The organism is Variovorax sp. 770b2 (assembly GCF_900115685.1).
Classification (GTDB): domain Bacteria; phylum Pseudomonadota; class Gammaproteobacteria; order Burkholderiales; family Burkholderiaceae_C; genus Variovorax.
Genome location: NZ_FOXJ01000008.1, coordinates 56,375 through 75,335 on the forward strand (window position 1 = coordinate 56,375; position 18,961 = coordinate 75,335).

General features: G+C 67.7%; 16 protein-coding genes and 1 riboswitch. Of the genes, 13 read left to right on the forward strand and 3 right to left on the reverse strand.

Annotation, left to right across the window (positions count from 1 at the left end; translation table 11 throughout):
• Position 1 precedes the first annotated feature (1 nt).
• Complete coding sequence (locus BM133_RS29695) at positions 2–1,072, reverse strand: MBL fold metallo-hydrolase (protein WP_093442188.1); 1,071 nt, start codon at positions 1,070–1,072, stop codon at positions 2–4.
• 120 nt (positions 1,073–1,192) lie between these two features.
• On the opposite strand from BM133_RS29695, the gene BM133_RS29700 reads away from it, so the two are divergent.
• The 8 genes from BM133_RS29700 to iaaH all read left to right on the forward strand — a co-directional run bounded on the left by BM133_RS29700 (position 1,193) and on the right by iaaH (position 11,330).
• Positions 1,193–1,600 (forward strand): MerR family transcriptional regulator, encoded by a 408-nt coding sequence (locus tag BM133_RS29700; RefSeq protein ID WP_093442191.1) that lies wholly within the window; start codon positions 1,193–1,195, stop codon positions 1,598–1,600.
• Between the two features lie 31 nt (positions 1,601–1,631).
• The gene (gene can / locus BM133_RS29705) at positions 1,632–2,366 is read left to right on the forward strand and encodes a carbonate dehydratase (protein WP_093442193.1); all 735 of its coding nucleotides are present in this window, start codon (positions 1,632–1,634) and stop codon (positions 2,364–2,366) included.
• Between the two features lie 13 nt (positions 2,367–2,379).
• On the forward strand, positions 2,380–4,200 hold the full coding sequence (gene aceK, locus BM133_RS29710; protein WP_093442195.1) for a bifunctional isocitrate dehydrogenase kinase/phosphatase: 1,821 nt from the start codon (positions 2,380–2,382) through the stop codon (positions 4,198–4,200).
• Positions 4,201–4,263: 63 nt separating this feature from the next.
• Positions 4,264–5,448, forward strand: coding sequence for an acetyl-CoA C-acyltransferase (locus BM133_RS29715; RefSeq protein WP_093442197.1), 1,185 nt, complete (start codon positions 4,264–4,266; stop codon positions 5,446–5,448).
• 92 nt (positions 5,449–5,540) lie between these two features.
• On the forward strand, positions 5,541–6,791 hold the full coding sequence (locus tag BM133_RS29720) for a M20 family metallopeptidase (protein ID WP_093442200.1): 1,251 nt from the start codon (positions 5,541–5,543) through the stop codon (positions 6,789–6,791).
• 31 nt (positions 6,792–6,822) lie between these two features.
• A complete protein-coding gene (locus BM133_RS29725) occupies positions 6,823–7,953 on the forward strand; it encodes an acyl-CoA dehydrogenase family protein (protein WP_093442202.1) in 1,131 nt (376 codons plus the stop codon).
• 83 nt (positions 7,954–8,036) lie between these two features.
• On the forward strand, positions 8,037–9,695 hold the full coding sequence (treF, locus tag BM133_RS29730) for an alpha,alpha-trehalase TreF (protein WP_093442205.1): 1,659 nt from the start codon (positions 8,037–8,039) through the stop codon (positions 9,693–9,695).
• Positions 9,696–9,821: 126 nt separating this feature from the next.
• Positions 9,822–11,330 (forward strand): indoleacetamide hydrolase, encoded by a 1,509-nt coding sequence (gene iaaH / locus BM133_RS29735; protein ID WP_218158407.1) that lies wholly within the window; start codon positions 9,822–9,824, stop codon positions 11,328–11,330.
• A gap of 15 nt (positions 11,331–11,345) precedes the next feature.
• Here the strand turns inward: iaaH and BM133_RS29740 are convergent, their stop codons facing one another.
• Entirely contained in the window at positions 11,346–12,080 is a 735-nt protein-coding gene (locus tag BM133_RS29740) for a helix-turn-helix transcriptional regulator (protein ID WP_093442207.1), read from the reverse strand.
• A gap of 127 nt (positions 12,081–12,207) precedes the next feature.
• Here BM133_RS29740 and BM133_RS29745 point away from each other — a divergent pair, with 127 nt between their 5' ends.
• The 5 genes from BM133_RS29745 (at position 12,208) to BM133_RS29765 (ending at position 17,796) form a co-directional block, all read left to right on the forward strand.
• Entirely contained in the window at positions 12,208–14,049 is a 1,842-nt protein-coding gene (locus tag BM133_RS29745; protein ID WP_093442210.1) for an ATP-binding response regulator, read from the forward strand.
• 65 nt (positions 14,050–14,114) lie between these two features.
• A complete protein-coding gene (locus tag BM133_RS29750; protein WP_093442212.1) occupies positions 14,115–14,546 on the forward strand; it encodes a YchJ family protein in 432 nt (143 codons plus the stop codon).
• Positions 14,547–14,582: 36 nt separating this feature from the next.
• Positions 14,583–14,688, forward strand: a riboswitch (TPP riboswitch).
• 87 nt (positions 14,689–14,775) lie between these two features.
• Positions 14,776–16,662 carry a phosphomethylpyrimidine synthase ThiC gene (thiC, locus tag BM133_RS29755; protein ID WP_093442215.1) on the forward strand — a complete coding sequence of 629 codons (1,887 nt, stop codon included), beginning with the start codon at positions 14,776–14,778 and terminating at the stop codon, positions 16,660–16,662.
• 55 nt (positions 16,663–16,717) lie between these two features.
• Positions 16,718–17,410 (forward strand): HAD family hydrolase, encoded by a 693-nt coding sequence (locus BM133_RS29760; RefSeq protein ID WP_093442218.1) that lies wholly within the window; start codon positions 16,718–16,720, stop codon positions 17,408–17,410.
• A gap of 59 nt (positions 17,411–17,469) precedes the next feature.
• Positions 17,470–17,796 carry a thioredoxin family protein gene (locus BM133_RS29765; protein WP_093442220.1) on the forward strand — a complete coding sequence of 109 codons (327 nt, stop codon included), beginning with the start codon at positions 17,470–17,472 and terminating at the stop codon, positions 17,794–17,796.
• A gap of 29 nt (positions 17,797–17,825) precedes the next feature.
• On the opposite strand, the gene BM133_RS29770 is transcribed toward BM133_RS29765, so the two are convergent.
• Complete coding sequence (locus BM133_RS29770) at positions 17,826–18,854, reverse strand: AraC family transcriptional regulator (protein ID WP_093442223.1); 1,029 nt, start codon at positions 18,852–18,854, stop codon at positions 17,826–17,828.
• Between the last annotated feature and the right edge of the window lie 107 nt (positions 18,855–18,961).

Here is an 18,961-nt window from a genome sequence, read left to right on the forward strand (position 1 = left end):
CCTAGGCGGTGGCGTTCCCGGCGCCGAAGCGGTAGACGCCGTCCTTGCCCAGCTCGCGCTTCACCTGGCCCGAGAACCACAAGAGGTGCAGGTGCGCGACCGTCTCGCCCATCGCGAAGGTGATCTGGTGCAGGTCGAGCTCGCGCTTGAAGAGGATCGGCAGGCCCTCGGCCGCCGTGAGCGCGCGCGCGGTGCAGGCTTCGAGCAGTTCGGCCAGCCGGTCGCGGTGGTGCTCCTGCAGCTGGTCCACGCGGCGGTGGATGCCGGTGAACGGCTTGCCGTGCGAGGGCAGGCCCACCGTGTCGACGGGCAGCGCCTTGAACCTGTCGATGCTGTCCAGGAAGAGCCGCAGCGAGTTGGCCTCGGGCTCGCCCGCATGCACGCTCACGTTGGTCGAGATGCGCGGCAGCATCATGTCGCCGCCCAGCAGCAGCTTCTGCTCGTCGCAATAGAGCGCGATGTGCTCCGGCGCATGGCCGTAGCCGCTGATGCAGCGCCAGCCGCGGCCGCCGATGGTGACGATGTCGCCGTCCATCATGCGCACGTAGCGGTCGGGCACCGAGGGCACCATGTTCGCGTAGTAGTTGGTGCGCGCGCGGATCTTGGCGATGCCCTCCGCGTCGGTCATGCCGTGCGAGGCGAAGAAGTCCGCCGCCGCATCGCCGCCCGCCAGCGTGTCGCCGGCGGTGCTCAGCACGCGGGCCACGTGGTAGTCGGTGGCGCTGATCCACAGCGGCGCATTCCAGCGCTCGCACAGCCAGGCAGCCAGGCCGATGTGGTCGGGATGCATGTGGGTGACGATCACGCGCAGGATCGGCAGGCCCTCTAGCTGCGTCTCGAAGATCTGCTCCCATTGCGCGCGCGCCTCGTCGTGCGAGATGCAGCAATCGACGACGCTCCAGCCCTCCACGCCATCGATGGTGTCGCGCAGCAGCCAGAGGTTGATGTGGTCCAGCGCAAAGGGCAGCCGCATGCGGATCCAGCGCACGCCGGGCGCGACTTCCAGGGCTTCGCCGGGCGCGGGCAGGGTGTCGCCCAGGGTGTAGTGGAGTTCGCGTTCGAGGAGGTTCATGTAAGATTGACGTTTACGTAAACGTCATGTGTAGGTGGCATCATTGTAGGGAGCACGGCCCAAACCTGCTGTCGCCCCCGTAACGCCCCTCCTGGCGGTCCTGAAACGTCCTTTTCTTCCATGTCCGCGCCAACTTTCACCATCAGCCAGCTCGCGAAGGAATTCGACCTCACGACGCGGGCGATCCGCTTCTACGAGGACATGGGCCTGATCACGCCCGAGCGCGCCGGCCTGCAGCGCGTGTACAGCGCGCGCGACCGGGCGCGGCTCACGCTCACGCTGCGCGCCAAGCGCCTGGGCCTGAGCCTGACCGAGGCCAAGGACATCCTGGACATGTACGACAGCCCGCGCGACACCGTGCCGCAGCTGCAGAAGTTCCTCGGCGTGCTGGGGGCGCACCGGGCGCAGCTGGAGGCGCAAATGGACGAACTGCAGGCCAATCTCGCCGAAGTGCGGGAGCACGAGAAAAAGGGCCGCGCCACCCTGGCACGTGCCCAGAAAGCGGCCAAGGCGGCCCAGATGCCCTGACCGGCACACGACTCATCGACAATCAAGACCTATGTCCGACAACAACCTCGAAGACCTGTTCGCCCACAACCGTGCCTGGTCCGCACAGATGGAACGCGACCGCCCCGGCTTCTTCACCGGCCTGGTGAAGCAGCAGACGCCGCGCTACATGTGGATCGGCTGCTCCGACAGCCGCGTGCCCGCCAACCAGATCACCGGCCTGGAACCGGGTGAAGTGTTCGTGCACCGCAACGTCGCCAACATCGTGGTGCATTCCGACCTGAACGCGCTCTCGGCGATCCAGTTCGCGGTGGAGCACCTGAAGATCGAGCACATCATGGTGGTGGGCCACTACGGCTGCGCGGGCGTGAAGGCAGCCCTCAGCGGCAAGCGCATCGGCCTGGCCGACAACTGGATCCGCCACATCCAGGACGTGCGCGACCGCCACAGCGTGATGATCGAGAGCCTGCCCGAAGAAGTGCGCGTCGATGCGCTGTGCGAACTCAACGTGGCCGAGCAGGTGGTCAACGTGGCCGTGAGCACCGTCATGGTCGATGCCTGGGCGCGCGGCCAGAAGGTGCTGATCCACGGCTGGACCTTCGGCGTGCACGACGGCCTCCTGCAGGACCTGGGCCTGAGCGTGGACGGCGCCAAGCCGCTGGATGCGGCGTACAAGGCCGCGGTGCAGCGCATTCGCTACAAGTGGAGCAAGCCGGCGGGCGCGGCGGCGCTGTCCTCGCCTTCCGCGCAGGCGGGCGCCGACGGCACCGAAGGCACGGCGAAGTAATCCGGCCGGGCCCATGTTCCCGCAGCGCCTCGATTCACCGCTGGCCTACGACATCGCCAAGGCGATGATCGATGGGTTCAACCGGCACTACCGGTTGTTCCGCGCCGAATCGGCGCGCGCCAAGCACCGTTTCGAAACCGCCGACTGGCATGGCCAGCAGCGGGCGCAGCGCGAGCGCATCGAGTTCTACGACCTGCGCGTGAACGAGGCCGTGGCCCGGCTCGAGAAAGAGTTCAAGGCCGGCGAGCAGCCGATGGAGGTGTGGCACCAGGTCAAGCTGCACTTCATCGGCCTCCTGGTGGACCACCACCAGCCCGAGCTGGCCGAGAGCTTCTTCAACTCGGTGACCACCAAGATCCTGCACCGCGCGTACTTCCAGAACGATTTCATCTTCGTTCGCCCCGCGATCAGCACCGAGTACATCGAGCCGCGCGGCGCGCCGACCTACCGCCCTTACTACCCCGCGCACGACACGCTGGCGGACACCCTCGTGCAGATGCTCGACGACTTCGCGCTGCAGGGCAGCTATGCGAACAAGCGGCGCGATGCCGAGCGCGTGGCGCACGTCATCCTGAACCGCTTTCACCAGGTCAAGCTGCGCGCCAACTTCCAGCTGCAGGTGCTCTCGGGATTGTTCTTCCGGAACAAGGGCGCCTACGTGGTCGGAAAGATCATGAACGGCTTCACCGAGATCCCGTTCTCGCTGCCGATCCTGCACGACAGCACCGGCAAGTTCTACATCGACGCGGCGCTCTTCGGCGAAGACGACCTGCAGATGCTCTTCAGTTTTGCGCGCGCCTACTTCATGGTCGACATGGAAGTGCCCTCGGCCTGGGTGCAGTTCCTGCGCTCGCTCATGCCGCGCAAGCCGCGCGCCGAAATCTACAACGCGCTCGGCCTGGCCAAGCAGGGCAAGACGCTCTTCTACCGCGACTTTCTCTCGCACCTGAATTATTCGAGCGACCGCTTTCGCATCGCGCCCGGCATCAAGGGCATGGTCATGCTGGTGTTCGACCTGCCGTCGTTCCCGTTCGTGTTCAAGGTCATCAAGGACTTCTATCCGCCGCAGAAGGACACCACGCGCGAGCAGATCAAGGGCAAGTACATGCTCGTGAAGCAGCACGACCGCGTGGGCCGCATGGCCGACACGCTCGAATACAGCGACGTGGGTTTTCCGCTGGATCGCTTCGAGCCCGGGCTGATCGAGGAGATCCAGAAGTTCGCGCCCAGCCAGCTGGAGATCGGCGACCGCGACGGCAACGGGGAGATGGAAGTGGTGCTCAAGCACGTCTACATCGAGCGCCGCATGATCCCGCTGAACATCTACCTGCAGGAAGCCTTCGACACGCTGGCCGACCCCGAGAGCCCGGCCCATGCGAAGCGAGCGAAAGACCAGCTGGAGCACGCAGTGGTCGAGTACGGCAACGCCATCAAGGACATGGTCGCCGCCAACATCTTCCCCGGCGACATGCTGTGGAAGAACTTCGGCGTCACGCGCGGCGGCAAGGTGGTGTTCTACGACTACGACGAGATCGAATACATCACCGATTGCAAGTTCCGCAAGGTCCCCGCGCCGCGCAACGAGGAAGACGAGATGAGCGGCGAGGTCTGGTACTCGGTGGGCCCGAAGGACGTGTTCCCCGAGACCTTCGAGCCCTTCCTGCTCGGCAACAAGGACGTGCGCGCCGCCTTCATGGCGCACCACGCCGACCTGCTCGACGCTGCCTTCTGGCAGCACCACAAGGAACGCATCCAGGCAGGGCAGATGCTCGATGTGTTCCCGTACGAAGAATCGCAGCGCTTCCAGCACGAGGGGCACGCGACCCATTTCTGACCGATTGCCGCCACGGCTGCGGTCGTCCGTTTCACTTTCATCACATTTCAGAAGGAGACCCTCATGTCCGAATCCATCGTCATCGTCGGCGCCGCCCGCACCCCCATGGGTGGCTTTCAAGGCGACTTTTCTTCCCTCTCCGCGCACGACCTGGGCGGCGCTGCCATCAAGGCCGCGGTCGAGCGCGCCGGCATCGCGCCCGAGAGCGTGGGCGAAGTGCTGTTCGGCAATTGCCTCATGGCCGGCCAGGGCCAGGCGCCGGCGCGCCAGGCCGCGTACAAGGGCGGCCTGCCCGACAGCGCGGGCGCGGTCACGCTCAGCAAGATGTGCGGCTCGGCCATGAAGGCCGCGATGCTCGCGCACGACCTGCTCCTGGCCGGCACGCACGACGTGATCGTCGCGGGCGGCATGGAAAGCATGACCAACGCGCCCTACCTCATGCTCAAGGGCCGCGGCGGCTACCGCATGGGCCATGACAAGATCTATGACCACATGATGCTCGACGGCCTGGAGGACGCCTACCAGCCGGGCCGCTCGATGGGCACCTTCGGCGAAGACTGCGCGGCCAAGTACAAGTTCACCCGCGAGCAGCAGGACGCCTTCGCGATTGCCAGCGTGCAGCGCGCCAAGGCCGCGACCGAATCGGGCGCGTTCAAGGAAGAGATCACCCCCGTCACCGTGAAGGGCCGCGGCGGCGACACCGTGATCTCCATCGACGAAGGACCGGGCAAGGTCAAGCTGGACAAGATCCCCACGCTCAAGCCCGCGTTCAAGAAAGAGAACGGCACCATCACCGCCGCATCGAGCTCGTCGATCAACGACGGCGCCGCCGCGCTGGTGATGATGACCGAGTCGCACGCGAAGAAGATCGGCGCCAAGCCCATCGCCCGCCTCGTCGGCCACGCCACGCATGCGCAGGAGCCCGAGTGGTTCTCCACCGCCCCGGTCGGCGCGGTCGCCAAGCTGTTCAAGAAAACCGGCTGGACCGTCAAGGACGTGGACCTCTGGGAAGTGAACGAGGCCTTCGCCGTGGTGCCGATGGCGCTGATGCACGAGCTCGATGTATCGCACGAGATCGTCAACGTGAACGGCGGCGCCTGCGCGCTGGGCCACCCGATCGGCGCGAGCGGCGCGCGCATCATGGTCACGCTGATCCATGCGCTGAAGGCGCGCGGCAAGAAGCGCGGCGTGGCCACGCTGTGCATCGGCGGCGGCGAAGGCACCGCCGTGGCACTCGAATTGCTCTAAACAGCACGGGCCGACGGCGTCCGAGGGAGGGCGCGCCGGCTTTCGCCATCCGGCATTTCAACAATCAATATTGCGTCAGAGCAGGAAATTTCATGCGCCCATCCATCCACCGCACCGCCCTGGCCACCCTGCTGGCCACCGCCTTCCTGGCACCTGCCGCCAGCTGGGCGCAAAAGCGCGACAACGTGCTGTTCCAGGCCGCGACCGACGAGCAGCCCGCGGTCGTCAAGACGCTGGAAAAACTCGTCAACATCGAGACCGGCACGGGCGACGCCGAAGGCATTGCCGCCGCCGGCAACTACCTGGAAGGCGAACTCAAGACGCTGGGCTTCACCGTCACGCGCAGCAAGTCGGCCGGCATCGTGGTCGGCGACAACATCATCGGCAAGCTCAAGGGCCGCGGCGGCAAGAACCTGCTGCTGCTCTCGCACATGGACACGGTGTACCTGAAGGGCACGCTCGCCAAGGCGCCGTTCAAGGTCGAGGGCGACAAGGCCTACGGCCCCGGCATCGCCGACGACAAGGGCGGCAACGCGGTCATCCTGCACACGCTCAAGTTGCTGAAGGACTACGGCGTGCGCGACTACGGCACCATCACCGTGCTGTTCAACACCGACGAGGAAAAAGGCTCCTTCGGCTCGCGCGACCTGATCCAGGAAGAGGCCAGGCTGGCCGACTACGTGCTCTCGTTCGAGCCCACCGGCGCGGGCGACGAAAAGCTCTCGCTCGGCACCTCGGGCATCGCCTACGTGCAGGTCAACATCACCGGCAAGGCCTCGCACGCGGGCGCCGCGCCGGAGCTGGGCGTCAATGCATTGGTCGAGGCCTCGGACCTCGTGCTGCGCACGATGAGCATCGACGACAAGGCGAAGAACCTGCGCTTCAACTGGACCATCGCCAAGGCCGGCAACGTGTCGAACATCATCCCGGCGAGCGCCACTCTGAATGCCGACGTGCGCTACGCGCGCAACGAAGACTTCGAGGCCGCCATGAAGACGCTCGAAGAAAAGGCGCAGCAAAAGAAGCTGCCCGAAGCCGATGTCAAGGTGCTGGTCACGCGCGGCCGTCCGGCCTTCAACGCGGGCGAAGGCGGCAAGAAGCTGGTCGACAAGGCCGTGGCCTTCTACAAGGAAGCCGGCGGCAACCTCGGCGTGGAAGAGCGCACCGGCGGCGGCACCGATGCGGCCTATGCGGCGCTCTCGGGCAAGCCGGTCATCGAGAGCCTGGGCCTGCCGGGCTTCGGTTATCACAGCGACAAGGCCGAGTACGTGGACATCAGCAGCATCCCGCGCCGCCTGTACATGGCCGCGCGCTTGATCATGGACCTGGGCTCAGGCAAGTAAGCACGAAGAAGAAAGAAGAAGGAGACACACCATGCTGCTCAGTGCCGACCAGGAAGCCATCCGCGACGCGGTGCGCGATTTTTCGCAAGCCGAACTCTGGCCCAACGCCCCCAAGTGGGACCGCGAACACAGCTTCCCGAAGGAAGCGCACCAGGGCCTCGCGGCGCTGGGCGCCTACGGCATCTGCGTGCCCGAAGAGCACGGCGGCGCGGGCCTGGACTACCTCACGCTCGCGTTGGTGCTCGAAGAAATCGCGGCCGGAGACGGCGGCACCAGCACCGCGATCAGCGTGACCAACTGCCCGGTCAACGCCATCCTCATGCGCTACGGCAACGCGCAGCAAAAGAAGAAGTGGCTCGAGCCGCTGGCGCAAGGCCAGATGCTCGGCGCCTTCTGCCTCACCGAGCCGCAGGCCGGCAGCGATGCATCGAGCCTGCGCACCACCGCGCGCAAGGACGGCGACGGCTACGTGATCGATGGCGTCAAGCAGTTCATCACCAGCGGCAAGAACGGGCAGGTTGCGATCGTCATCGCGGTGACCGACAAGGGCGCAGGCAAGCGCGGCATGAGCGCGTTCATCGTGCCCACCGACGCGCCCGGCTACGCCGTCGCACGCCTGGAAGACAAGCTCGGCCAACACAGCAGCGACACCGCGCAGATCAACTTCGACGGCTGCCGCATCCCGGCGGAAAACTTGATCGGCGCCGAAGGCGAGGGCTACAAGATCGCGCTCGGCGCGCTCGAAGGCGGCCGCATCGGCATCGCCGCGCAGAGCGTGGGCATGGCGCGCAGCGCGTTCGACGTGGCGCTGGCCTACGCCAAGGAGCGCCAGGCCTTCGGCGGCTCGATCTTCGACCAGCAGGCCGTGGGCTTTCGCCTGGCCGAATGCGCGACACAGCTCGAAGCCGCGCGCCAGCTGATCTGGCATGCCGCGAGCCTGCGAGACGCGGGCCTGCCGTGCCTGAAGGAAGCGGCGATGGCCAAGCTCTTCGCGAGCGAGATGGCCGAGCGCGTGTGCAGCGCCGCCATCCAGACGCTGGGCGGCTACGGCTACGTGAACGACTTTCCGCTCGAACGCATCTACCGCGATGTGCGCGTCTGCCAGATCTACGAAGGCACGTCGGACATCCAGAAATTGTTGATCCAACGCGCCCTGGCCTGAAGCCCCGCCGGGCGACAGGGTGACGATCGCCGATCGCCACCCGTCCTGTAAAGTTTCCGCTGACCAACACAGGGGAGACCGACATGACCCAGGCATTCGCGGCCACGCTGCATCGTCGTCCGCGCTTCTCGATGGTTGCGGCTGCCGCCGTGATGGCTGGCTTGGCATTCGGCGCGTTCGACGCGCCCGCGAATGCCGAAGTACTCGTTGCCTCCAGGCCTGCCGCGGCGTACCCGGCGCCGCCTTCCGCGCTGTATCCGGAGCTGTTCGCCGCGGTGCAGCTGGGCCAGGTCTTCAAGGACGGCAAGACTTTCGTCGATGCCGTACCCAAGAGCTCGCCCGCCACCGTCGCCGCGCAGTACAGGCGGGAGAAGGACCGCCCCGGTTTCGACCTGTCCAGCTTCGTGCGGCAGCATTTCAATCTGCCGCAGGACAACGGCGACGTCTACGTCAGCGATCGTTCGCAGTCGCTCGCGCAGCACATCGCGAGTCTCTGGCCGCACCTGACGCAGCAACCTCGCAAGCCCGCCGCCGGTTCCTCGCTGCTGCCCTTGCCCGGACCCTACGTGGTGCCGGGCGGGCGCTTTCGCGAGGTGTACTACTGGGACTCGTACTTCACCATGCTGGGGCTGCTGCAGAACGGCGAGCCGCGCGCGATACGCGACATGGTCGGCAATTTCGCGAGCCTGATCGACCGCTACGGCCATATTCCGAACGGCAATCGCAGCTACTACCTGAGCCGGTCGCAACCGCCTTTCTATTTCAAGATGGTCGGCCTCCTGTCCACGCAGGACGAGGCCGGCGCCTATGCGCGCTACCTGCCGCAGCTGCAGCGCGAGTACGCGTTCTGGATGGAGGGCGCGAGCGGCCTCAAGCCCGGCACCGCGCACCGCCGGGTGGTGGCGCTGGCCGACGGCAGCGTGCTGAACCGCTACTACGACGACCGCGCCGTGCCGCGCGACGAGTCGTATGCGGAAGATGTCGCACTGGCGAAGAAGAGCAGCCGCCCCGCCGCCGAGGTCTATCGCGACGTGCGCGCCGCCGCGGAAAGCGGATGGGACTTCAGCAGCCGCTGGTTCGCCGACGGCAAGACGCTGGCCACCATCGAAACCACCGCGGTCGTGCCCGTGGACCTGAACAGCCTGCTGTACGGTCTGGAGAGCGCGATCCGCCTGGGCTGCGAGCGCGTGCAGGACACCGCGTGCACCAGCGATTTCACGCAACGCGCCGAACGCCGCCGGCTGGCGGTGCAGAAGTACCTGTGGAACGAAGCCGGCGGCCATTACGTGGACTACCAGTGGGTCAAGCAGCAGCCGACTGGCCGACCGGGTGCCGCCACGCTGTACCCGCTGTTCGTCGGCCTCGCGGAACCGGCGCAGGCAGCGCGCGTGGCCGCCTGGACAGGCAAGGAACTGGTGAAGCCGTATGGCCTCGTGACGACGCCGACCCCGACCGACCAGCAATGGGATGCGCCCAACGGATGGGCGCCGCTGCAATGGGTCGCGGTGGACGGTCTCCGGCGCTATGGCCAGGATGCGCTTGCGCGCGACATCGCGACGCGCTGGATGGGCAAGGTGCAGCAGGTCTACGCCGGCAGCGGCAGGCTGGTCGAGAAGTACAACGTGGTGGACGGTCGCGGCGAAGCCGGCGGCGGCGAATACGTCCTGCAGGACGGCTTCGGCTGGACCAACGGCGTGGCCATGCAGCTGATGACGATCTATCCCGAATTGAAGCGCCCTTGACCTCCGGTGTGCGGTCCGAAGGGGTGACGTTCCGGTAGAGCTTCCATCCCATGTCATCGGTTTCGATGACAGACAGGATGGCGCCGGCGGCGCAGCATGGCGATCTCTTCGTCGGAGGTCCTTGCCATGTCCATCTTCAAACCTGCTTCCTTCGCCGCGGCCCTGTTGTGCCTCGGCGCCTCCGCGCAAGCGCAGCCCGCCGCCGTGGACATCGCCACGCTGACCGCGAGCGATGCGGTGCAGCAGCTTTGCGCCGGCACGGTGACCAGCGAGCAGCTGGTCTCGGCCTACCTCGCAGAGGCCAAGGCGAAGGCGAACCTCAATGCCTTCGTCACGCTCGACGAGGCCGGCGCGCTGAAGGCCGCGCGCGCCGCCGATGCACAGCGAAAACGCGGCGGTGCCTGCAAGCCGCTGGCCGGCCTGCCGGTGGTCATCAAGGACAACATCCAGGTGCAGGGCCTGCCCGCCACGGCCGGCTCGCCCGCGCTCAAGGGCTTCGTGCCTGCCGCCGATGCGCCCGTGGTCGCGAAGCTGCGCGCGGCCGGCGCCGTCATCCTCGGCAAGACGAACATGCACGAACTGGCCTTCGGCGTCACGGGCTACAACCCCGCGTTCCAGACCGGCCCCGAGGTCGGCGTGCGCAACGCCTACGACGCGAGCCGCATCGCGGGCGGGTCGTCGTCTGGCAATGGCGCGGCGCTCGGCGCGCGCATGGCGCCGGCGGCGCTGGGCACCGACACGGGCGGTTCGGTGCGCATTCCGTGCGCGTTCAACGGATGCGCGTCGCTGCGTCCGAGCATGGGACGCTATTCGCAGCAGGGCATCGCGCCGATCTCGCACACGCGCGACACCGCGGGGCCGATGGGGCAGTCGATGGCCGACGTCGCGCTGCTCGACCGCGTGATCGCAGGCGGCGCGCCGGTGAAGCCCGCCGACCTCAAGCGCGTGCGCCTCGGCGTGGTGCCGGCCTTCTACGCCAACCTCGATGCGGACACGCGTGCTGCCACCGATGCCGCGCTCGCCAAGTTGCGCACAGCGGGCGTCACGCTGGTGGACGTGGAGATGCCCAAACTCATGGACCTCAACGGCGCCATCGGCTTCCCGCTCGCGCTGTACGAGGCGCACGACGACATGGTCGCGTACCTCGCGAAGTACCGCACCGGTATCGACATCGCGCAGCTCACCGCCGGCATCGCGAGCCCCGACGTCAAGGGCACCTTCGAGGCCTTCGTGATCCCGCGCAAGCTCCCCGCGCCGAACGGGGTGGTCGATGCGAAGCCGGCCTACGACCACGCGATGCGCGTCGCGCGGCCCGCATTGCAGAAGCTCTATCGCGACACCTTCGCGAAGAACAAGCTCGATGCGCTCGTGTTCCCGACGGTGCCGCGCGTGGCATTGGCCGCCGCGCCCGAGGCCAGCAGCCCCGAGAACTTCGGCGCGCTGATCCAGAACACCGACCCCGGCAGCAATGCCGGGATTCCGGGCGTTCAACTGCCTTCGGGCCTTGGTGCGTCAAGTGGACTGCCCATCGGGCTGGAGCTCGACGGGCCCGCCGGCAGCGACCGCAAGCTGCTCGCCGTCGGCATGGCGGTGGAAGGCGTGCTGGGTCGCCTGCCCGCGCCCAAGGCGAAGTAGGGCGGCCCTGCGGTGTCAGCGCCTGGCGAAGCCGGCCAGTGCCGACCGGCGCTCGATGCCCAGCTTGTCGAAGATGCGCCGCAGGTAGGTGCGCACCGTCGGCACGCTCACTGCCATGCGCCGCGCGATCTCCTTGTCGGTCAGGCCTTCGCACACGGCGCGTGCGACCTCCTGCTCGCGCGCGCTCAGGGCATTCCATGAAGCCTCGGCGGGCATGGGCACCGCAGCCGCGGTGCGCTGCGCACGCTGCAGCGCGCCGATGAACGCGGGCTCGATCAGGTCGAGCAGCCCCTTCTCGTGGTCGCCGAAATCGCCGCGCCCCTTGCGGCGCCAGATGCGCAGGTCGCCCAGCGCGCGGTTGCCCTCGAAGGCGTGCAGGTTCATGCCCCAGTGCAGCCCGTCGCGCGAGAGAAAGTCGGTGAAGAAGGCCGTGCGCATCAGCTCGCGCTGCGGCATCACGTCGGTCACGCGCGTGGCGCGGCGGCAAGACTGCAGCACGAAGGTGATCGGGTCGTGGTGCTGGTGCCATTCGCCATAGCGGTCGAGGTTGGCCGGGTCCATGTTGAGCGCCACGCGGCTGTCGAAGCGGCCGCTCTGGGCGTTCCACACGAAGGAGGCGAACTGGTCCGCATGCAGCAGGTCGAGCAGCGCCCAGCCCAGGCGCTCGCGGATATCGCTTTCGCCGCGCTCCTGCGCCAGCAGCGTGAATACGCCGCGCAGTGCCTGCTGTTCGGAGCCTGTCAGGTACATCGCCGCCTCGCTCTGGTTGTCGCATGTAAGGCTAACGTTTAGCAAGCGCCGCGCCAAGGGTGGATGTCCCGGTGGGCGCACGCCGGCAGGGTCCAAAGCGCGCAAAATTGCGGCCCGGTTTCCGCCCATGCGCACCTCCCCCTCCAGCCCCGTCCGCAAGCCCTTTCCCGGGGGAATGCTGCAGCGCATCCGCGACTACTGGGTCGAGTCGCCGAATGCCAATCCGCTGGTCGACCAGAGCCTTGCGCGGGCCTACGTGGTCGACACCTTCGACACGCCGCTGATGGCGGCCACCGTCGCCGCCATCTTCTGGATAACTTTTCTCGTACTCACCCACAATCCGGGTGCGCTGGTCTGGGGCGTGCTGGTGCACACCTCGCAGTGGCAGCGCCACCGGCACCTGCGCCGCGTGGACCCGGCCGGCATCGACGTCGCCACGGCGGTGCAGACGCGCCGGCGGCTGGAGTTGCGCATGCTGGTGCCGGGGCTGATCTGGGGGCTTGCGCCGTGGCTCTTCTTTCCGCACACCGACCTCACGCTGATCCTGCTGATGTACTTTTTCGTCAGCGGGGTTTCCAGCGTCGTCATCGCGGCGCTGGCCCAGTGGTGGCTGGCGGCGGTGTGCTTCAGCGTGCCGATGTTCCTGGGCATGGCGCTGCGGCTGGCGGTCGAGCCGGGCAACGTGACGCTCATCATGGGCTGCCTGGTGGTCTCGCAGATGTTCGCCGCGCTCTACTACGCACGCAAGCAGAACCGGCTGATCGTGAGCGCCATCGAGACCGGCTTCGAGAAGGCGCGCCTGGCCGATGCGCTGGCGCGCCAGCTCGACCACGTGGCGCAGCTCGCGGCGCAGCGCGCGCGCATCTTCGCGGCCGCCAACCACGACCTGCGCCAGCCGATGCATGCGCTGGCGATCTTCGTGGACGCGCTGGACACGCGCACCGCGCCGCGCGCCGACAACCTGCGCTTCATGCGCGACAGCGTCGATGCGCTGCGAGGCTCCATCGACGCGCTGCTGGACATCGCGCAGCTCGACGGCGGCGCGACCCCGGTGCGGCTGGAGCCGCTGTACCTCGATCCGGTCTTCGAATCGCTCCAGGGGCGTTTCGCGGCGCTGGCCGACGCCAAGGGGCTCGCGCTGCGCATCCGCCCGACCGAGGCGGTGGTGCGGGCCGATGCGCGCATGCTGGCGCGCGTGCTGGGCAATCTCGTGGACAACGCCATCAAGTACACGCCCGCGGGCACGGTCTTCGTGCTCGCGCGGCGGGTGCAGCGTCCGGCGAACGGCGTGCCGGCCTGGCGCATCGAGGTGCGCGACTCGGGCGTGGGCATCCAGGCGCAGCACCGGGAGCACGTGTTCGAGGAGTTCTTCCAGGTCGACAACCCGGGGCGCGACCGCAGCCGCGGCCTGGGGCTGGGCCTGTCGCTGGTGGCCGGCATGGCGCGGGTGATGGGCTCGCGCATCGAGGTGCGCTCCACGCCGGCGCGCGGCAGCACCTTTTCGCTGGTGCTGGAGGAGGCGCCGGCGCCCGTCGAGGTGCCGGAGACCGAGGCACGGGCCGAATCGGCCGAACCGGCCGGACCGGCCGGACAGGGTTCTGGCCGGACGACCCCCGCGATCCGCATCCTGGTGCTGGACGACGAGCAGCCCGTGCGCGAGGCGATGCGCTCGCTGCTCTCGGGCTGGGGCCACGAGGTGGCGCTGGCGGCCAACCCGCGCGAGGCGCTGCAGCACGGCGGCGTGTTCGACCTGATGCTGAGCGACCTGCGCCTGGGCAGCGGCCTCTCGGGGCTGGCCGCTGCGCAGGCGCTGCAGGCGGTGGGCAAGGCGCGCAACGTGGTCATCCTGACGGGCGAAACCGCCCATGCCAACCGGGTGGAGGTCGAGCGCGCGGGCTATGCGCTGATCTACAAACCGGCCGATGCGCGGGCGCTGCAGGACGCGATCGCCGCAAGCCGCGTCGGCTAGCTTCGCCTGGCTCCGGGGTTGCCCCATCGGAGGGACCGCCGCGAGGTGTTCCAATAGCGGTCTTCATGAGCGCCATCGATCCCACCACCGGACCTTGCCCCTGCGGTCGTACCGACCGCCGCGACAAGCCCATCGGCTACGCCCTGTGCTGTGGCCGCTATCTCGACGATTTCGAGAACACGCCCGCCCCCGACGCCGAATCGCTGATGCGCTCGCGCTATTCGGCCTTCGTGCTGCAGCGCGCCGAGTATCTGCTGGCCACCTGGCACGCGTCCAAGCGGCCGGCGTCGATCGAGTTCGAGCCGGGCGTCAAGTGGCTGGGGCTGGACATCCGCTCGCGCTCGGTGCTCGATGCCGACCATGCCGAGGTCGAATTCGTCGCGCGCCAGCGCAGCAGCACGGGCACCGCCGCGCGCCTGCACGAGCGCAGCCGCTTCGTCCGGGAAGGCGAACGCTGGTACTACCTGGAAGGCGATCTGCAACACCCCGTGGCCTGAGACGGGTTGACGCGCCGGGCCGGGGCTCGCACAATCAGCCCCGCTCCGGGGTGCACACACGTGGTGTGCTGAGATGGCAAAGCTGCCGACCCGCGAACTTGATCCGGGTCATACCGGCGTAAGAAGAGCTGCACTCCCTGACCCAGGTCCCGTCGCCCACCTTCCGCGACGGCCCCAAGTCCACCGAGCGATTGCGGAGCACCCTTTCCCTCAACAAGGAGTGCCCCGCATGAATGCCCCCGACAAGTTCACCTCCCTGCTCTCGCTCACGCGCGAGCCCTTTCCCGCATCGCACAAGTGCCTGATCCCGGGCAGCCGGCCCGATCTGAACGTGCCGGTGCGCGACGTGCTGCTGACCAATGGCGAGACGGTCTCGCTCTACGACACCTCGGGCCCGTACACAGATGCCAAGGTCGACATCGACGTGCGCCGCGGCCTGCCGGGCGTGCGCGATGCGTGGATCGCCGAGCGCAACGACACCGAGAGCTACGAGGGCCGCTCGCACCAGGCGCTGGACGAGGGCCTGAAGCACGCCCACGACCACGACGCCCAGCGCCTGGCCGAGCTGCGCGCCGCCGCCTCGGCCCTGCAGCGCACGCCGCGTCGCGCCAAATCGGGCGCCAACATCACGCAGATGCACTACGCGCGCCGCGGCATCGTCACGCCCGAGATGGAATACGTGGCGCTGCGCGAGAACGGCAAGCGCGAATGGATGGCTGAATACCTTGCCAACGAGGAGCGCGCCAAGCGCGTGGCCGGCAACCCGATGGGCGCGAGCATTCCGCGCATCATCACGCCCGAGTTCGTGCGCGACGAGGTGGCCCGTGGCCGCGCGATCATTCCCGCCAACATCAACCACCCCGAAGTGGAGCCGATGGCCATCGGCCGCAACTTCAAGGTGAAGATCAACGCCAACATCGGCAACTCGGCCGTCACCTCGAGCATCGAGGAAGAGGTCGAGAAGCTCGTGTGGGCGATCCGCTGGGGCGCCGACAACGTGATGGACCTCTCGACCGGCAAGAACATCCACACCACGCGCGACTGGATCGTGCGCAACTCGCCCGTGCCCATCGGCACCGTGCCGATCTACCAGGCGCTGGAAAAAGTGGGCGGCGTGGCCGAGGACCTGACCTGGGAGATCTTCCGCGACACGCTGATCGAGCAGGCCGAGCAGGGCATCGACTACTTCACCATCCACGCGGGCGTGCGGCTGCCGTTTATTCACCTGACGGCCGACCGCATGACGGGCATCGTCTCGCGCGGCGGCTCGATCATGGCCAAGTGGTGCATCGCGCACCACAAGGAGAGCTTTCTCTACGAGCGCTTCGAGGACATCTGCGACATCATGAAGGCGTACGACGTGAGCTTCTCGCTGGGCGATGGCCTGCGTCCGGGCTCGGGCGCCGATGCCAACGACGAGGCGCAGTTCGCCGAGCTGCGCACGCTGGGCGAGCTCACCAAGATCGCATGGAAGCACGACGTGCAGACCATGATCGAAGGCCCGGGCCACGTGCCGATGCACATGATCCAGGCCAACATGGACGAGCAGATCAAGCACTGCCACGAGGCGCCGTTCTACACGCTCGGGCCGCTGACCATTGACATCGCGCCGGGCTACGACCACATCTCCAGCGCCATCGGCGCCGCGATGATCGGCTGGGCCGGCACCGCGATGCTGTGCTACGTGACGCCCAAGGAACACCTGGGCCTGCCTGATCGCGACGACGTGAAGCAGGGGATCATCGCGTACAAGATCGCGGCGCATGCGGCCGACGTGGCCAAGGGTCACCCCGGTGCGCGCTCACGCGACGATGCGCTGAGCAAGGCGCGCTTCGAGTTCCGCTGGCAGGACCAGTTCAACCTGGGCCTGGACCCCGACACCGCGCGCGAATTCCACGACGAGACGCTGCCCAAGGACTCCAGCAAGGTGGCGCACTTCTGCTCGATGTGCGGACCCAAGTTCTGCTCGATGAAGATCACGCAGGAAGTGCGCGAGTACGCCGCGAAGAAGGGCGTGGCCGAGGCAGAGGCCCTGGCCGAGGGGATGGAGCAGAAGTCCAAGGAGTTCATGGCGGGCGGCGGGGAGATTTACATCCCGATCCATTCGGTGTCCTGAGCGCGCCGGGGGGCATTGCTACCATGGGGGACTCCCCCGAACCCCCTCCAGCGCAATGACCCCATTTCCCTTCGCCGCAGTCCTGTTCGACTGCGACGGCGTCCTCGTCGATTCCGAACCCATCACCAACCGCGTGCTCGCCGAGATGCTCGGCGAGCTCGGCTGGCACCTCAGCACCGAGGAGTCGATGAACACCTTCACCGGCAAGGCCGTGAAGGACGAGGCCGCGCTGATCGAATCGAAGACCGGCGTCAAGATCACCGACGACTGGCTTCGGGCCTTCAGGGCCCGCCGCAACGAAGCACTCGAACGCGACCTCACCGCGATCCCCCATGCCCCCGCGGCCATCCGCCAGATCCACGCGATGCTCAAGGGCCGCATTGCCTGTGCCTCGGGCGCGGACCGCCACAAGGTCGAACTGCAGCTGGCCAAGGTCGGGCTGCTCGACTGCTTCGAAGGGCGCATCTTCAGCGGCCATGAAATGCCGCGCTCCAAGCCGCATCCCGACGTGTACCTGGCCGCCGCCGAAGCGCTGGGCGTCGATCCGAAGCGCTGCGCGGTCGTCGAAGACACGGTCACCGGCGCGATGGCCGGCGTGGCCGCGGGTGCGACGGTGTTCGGCTACAGCACGGGCGAATCCGGCCACAGCGGGCCAGGTCCACTGCTGAGCGTGGGCGCGGTGAAGGTGTTCAGCGACATGACCGAACTGCCCGCGTTGCTATCGGGTTACGGCCTGCAGGCGGCCTGAGTTTCTGGTGGAATGAACGGCATCGATTCCAAGTCGCAGGAATACAGGAACCACAGCCCATGACCTCCGAATACAAGACAGAACAACCCGACCGCGCCGAGATCGACGCACGCTCGGGGCCCGCCGTGGTCGAGTTCGGCACCAACTGGTGCGGCATCTGCAAGGCCGCGCAACCGAACATCGCCGAGGCCTTCGCCCAATACCCGGACATCCCGCGCATCAAGGTCGAGGACGGCAGCGGCCGCCCGCTGGGCCGTTCGTTCAACGTGCGGCTCTGGCCCACGCTGGTGTTCATGCGCGACGGCAAGGAAGTCGCCAAGCTCGTGCGGCCGGAGGACAGCCAGTCCATCGCCGACGTGCTCGCGAAGATCGCGCAGCCGGCCTGACGCCTCTTCGCCTCTTCGCGCCTTCGCCGCTACAGGCCCTGCTGCCGGAAGTCCCGCGGCGCATGCCCGGTCCATTGCAGGAACGCGCGTGAAAAACTCTTCTCGTTGCGAAAGCCCACCGCCAGCGCCACCTGCTTGATCGGGCGGTTGGTGCGGCGCAACTGCTCCACGGCGAGCTCGTGGCGCACTTCGTTCTTCAGCGTCTGCAGCGACGTGCCTTCCTCGTGCAGTTGCCGGTGCAGCGTGCGGCTCGACACGTTGAGCAGGCCGGCCAGTGCCTCCGCGGTGGTGGCCTCGGCGGCACGCGAGCGCAGCAGTTCGCGCACGCGCTGGCCCAGCAGGCGGTCGCGGCGGTACTGCAGGATGGTGAGCGGCAGCGCGCGCTTGAGCATGGTGCGCAGTGCGCGCTCGTCGCGCTGCAGCGGCAGCGCGAGGTAGCGCTCATCGAAGCTCAAGGAGGCCTCTGCTGCGTCGAAGCGCACCTCGGGCGTGAACATCGGGGCGTAGGCGTCGCGGTGCGGCGGCGCCGCGAACGGAAAGGTGGCGTTGCGCAGCGAGATGCGCGAGTCGATCGCCCAGCACATGTAGCCGTGCATGAAGCGCAGGCTGGTCACCAGGCAGAACTCGCGAAAGGCCTCGTCCAGCGGGCGGTTCTCGGCGATGCGCAGCGTGGCCACGCCGCCCGACACTTCGAGCGCGAGGCCGATGTCCTCGGTCAGCAGGCGGTGGTGGCGGCACCAGCGCTTGATGGCCACGCCCAGGTCGGGCGAGGTCAGCGAGGCGCGGCACAGCATGCCGTAGCTGCCCCAGGGCAGGCGCCGCGAGAACCAGCCCAGGGCCTCGTCGTCCAGCTCCTGCATGGCATGTTCCGAGAGCGCTTCGAACTGCGCCGCCGTCACCCGTGCGCCCGGCCGGGCCAGCTCGCGCGGCGTGATCTGTGCCGCCTTCAGGGCCTCGGCGGGGTCCTTTTCATACCGCTCGTAGCCCTTCGCGATGGCTCTCACGAAGGCCATGGGGGTGACGGCGCGGGCGGGCTTCAGGAAGGCGGGCGAGGTCATGGTCGAACGGTAAAGGCGTGGCGCAATTTGCAACCATTGTGGCGCCAATTGCGGCGCGGCGAGGCGTAAGCTGCAATTGTTCCAAGCGCCATTCCGCGTGGGCAGCC

Bases quoted from the DNA above. Each gene is read 5' to 3' on its own strand.
- BM133_RS29695 (WP_093442188.1), bottom strand. From the start codon at position 1,072: ATGAACCTCCTCGAACGCGAACTCCACTACACCCTGGGCGACACCCTG.
- BM133_RS29700 (WP_093442191.1), top strand. From the start codon at position 1,193: ATGTCCGCGCCAACTTTCACCATCAGCCAGCTCGCGAAGGAATTCGAC.
- can (WP_093442193.1), top strand. From the start codon at position 1,632: ATGTCCGACAACAACCTCGAAGACCTGTTCGCCCACAACCGTGCCTGG.
- aceK (WP_093442195.1), top strand. From the start codon at position 2,380: ATGTTCCCGCAGCGCCTCGATTCACCGCTGGCCTACGACATCGCCAAG.
- BM133_RS29715 (WP_093442197.1), top strand. From the start codon at position 4,264: ATGTCCGAATCCATCGTCATCGTCGGCGCCGCCCGCACCCCCATGGGT.
- BM133_RS29720 (WP_093442200.1), top strand. From the start codon at position 5,541: ATGCGCCCATCCATCCACCGCACCGCCCTGGCCACCCTGCTGGCCACC.
- BM133_RS29725 (WP_093442202.1), top strand. From the start codon at position 6,823: ATGCTGCTCAGTGCCGACCAGGAAGCCATCCGCGACGCGGTGCGCGAT.
- treF (WP_093442205.1), top strand. From the start codon at position 8,037: ATGACCCAGGCATTCGCGGCCACGCTGCATCGTCGTCCGCGCTTCTCG.
- iaaH (WP_218158407.1), top strand. From the start codon at position 9,822: ATGTCCATCTTCAAACCTGCTTCCTTCGCCGCGGCCCTGTTGTGCCTC.
- BM133_RS29740 (WP_093442207.1), bottom strand. From the start codon at position 12,080: ATGTACCTGACAGGCTCCGAACAGCAGGCACTGCGCGGCGTATTCACG.
- BM133_RS29745 (WP_093442210.1), top strand. From the start codon at position 12,208: ATGCGCACCTCCCCCTCCAGCCCCGTCCGCAAGCCCTTTCCCGGGGGA.
- BM133_RS29750 (WP_093442212.1), top strand. From the start codon at position 14,115: ATGAGCGCCATCGATCCCACCACCGGACCTTGCCCCTGCGGTCGTACC.
- thiC (WP_093442215.1), top strand. From the start codon at position 14,776: ATGAATGCCCCCGACAAGTTCACCTCCCTGCTCTCGCTCACGCGCGAG.
- BM133_RS29760 (WP_093442218.1), top strand. From the start codon at position 16,718: ATGACCCCATTTCCCTTCGCCGCAGTCCTGTTCGACTGCGACGGCGTC.
- BM133_RS29765 (WP_093442220.1), top strand. From the start codon at position 17,470: ATGACCTCCGAATACAAGACAGAACAACCCGACCGCGCCGAGATCGAC.
- BM133_RS29770 (WP_093442223.1), bottom strand. From the start codon at position 18,854: ATGACCTCGCCCGCCTTCCTGAAGCCCGCCCGCGCCGTCACCCCCATG.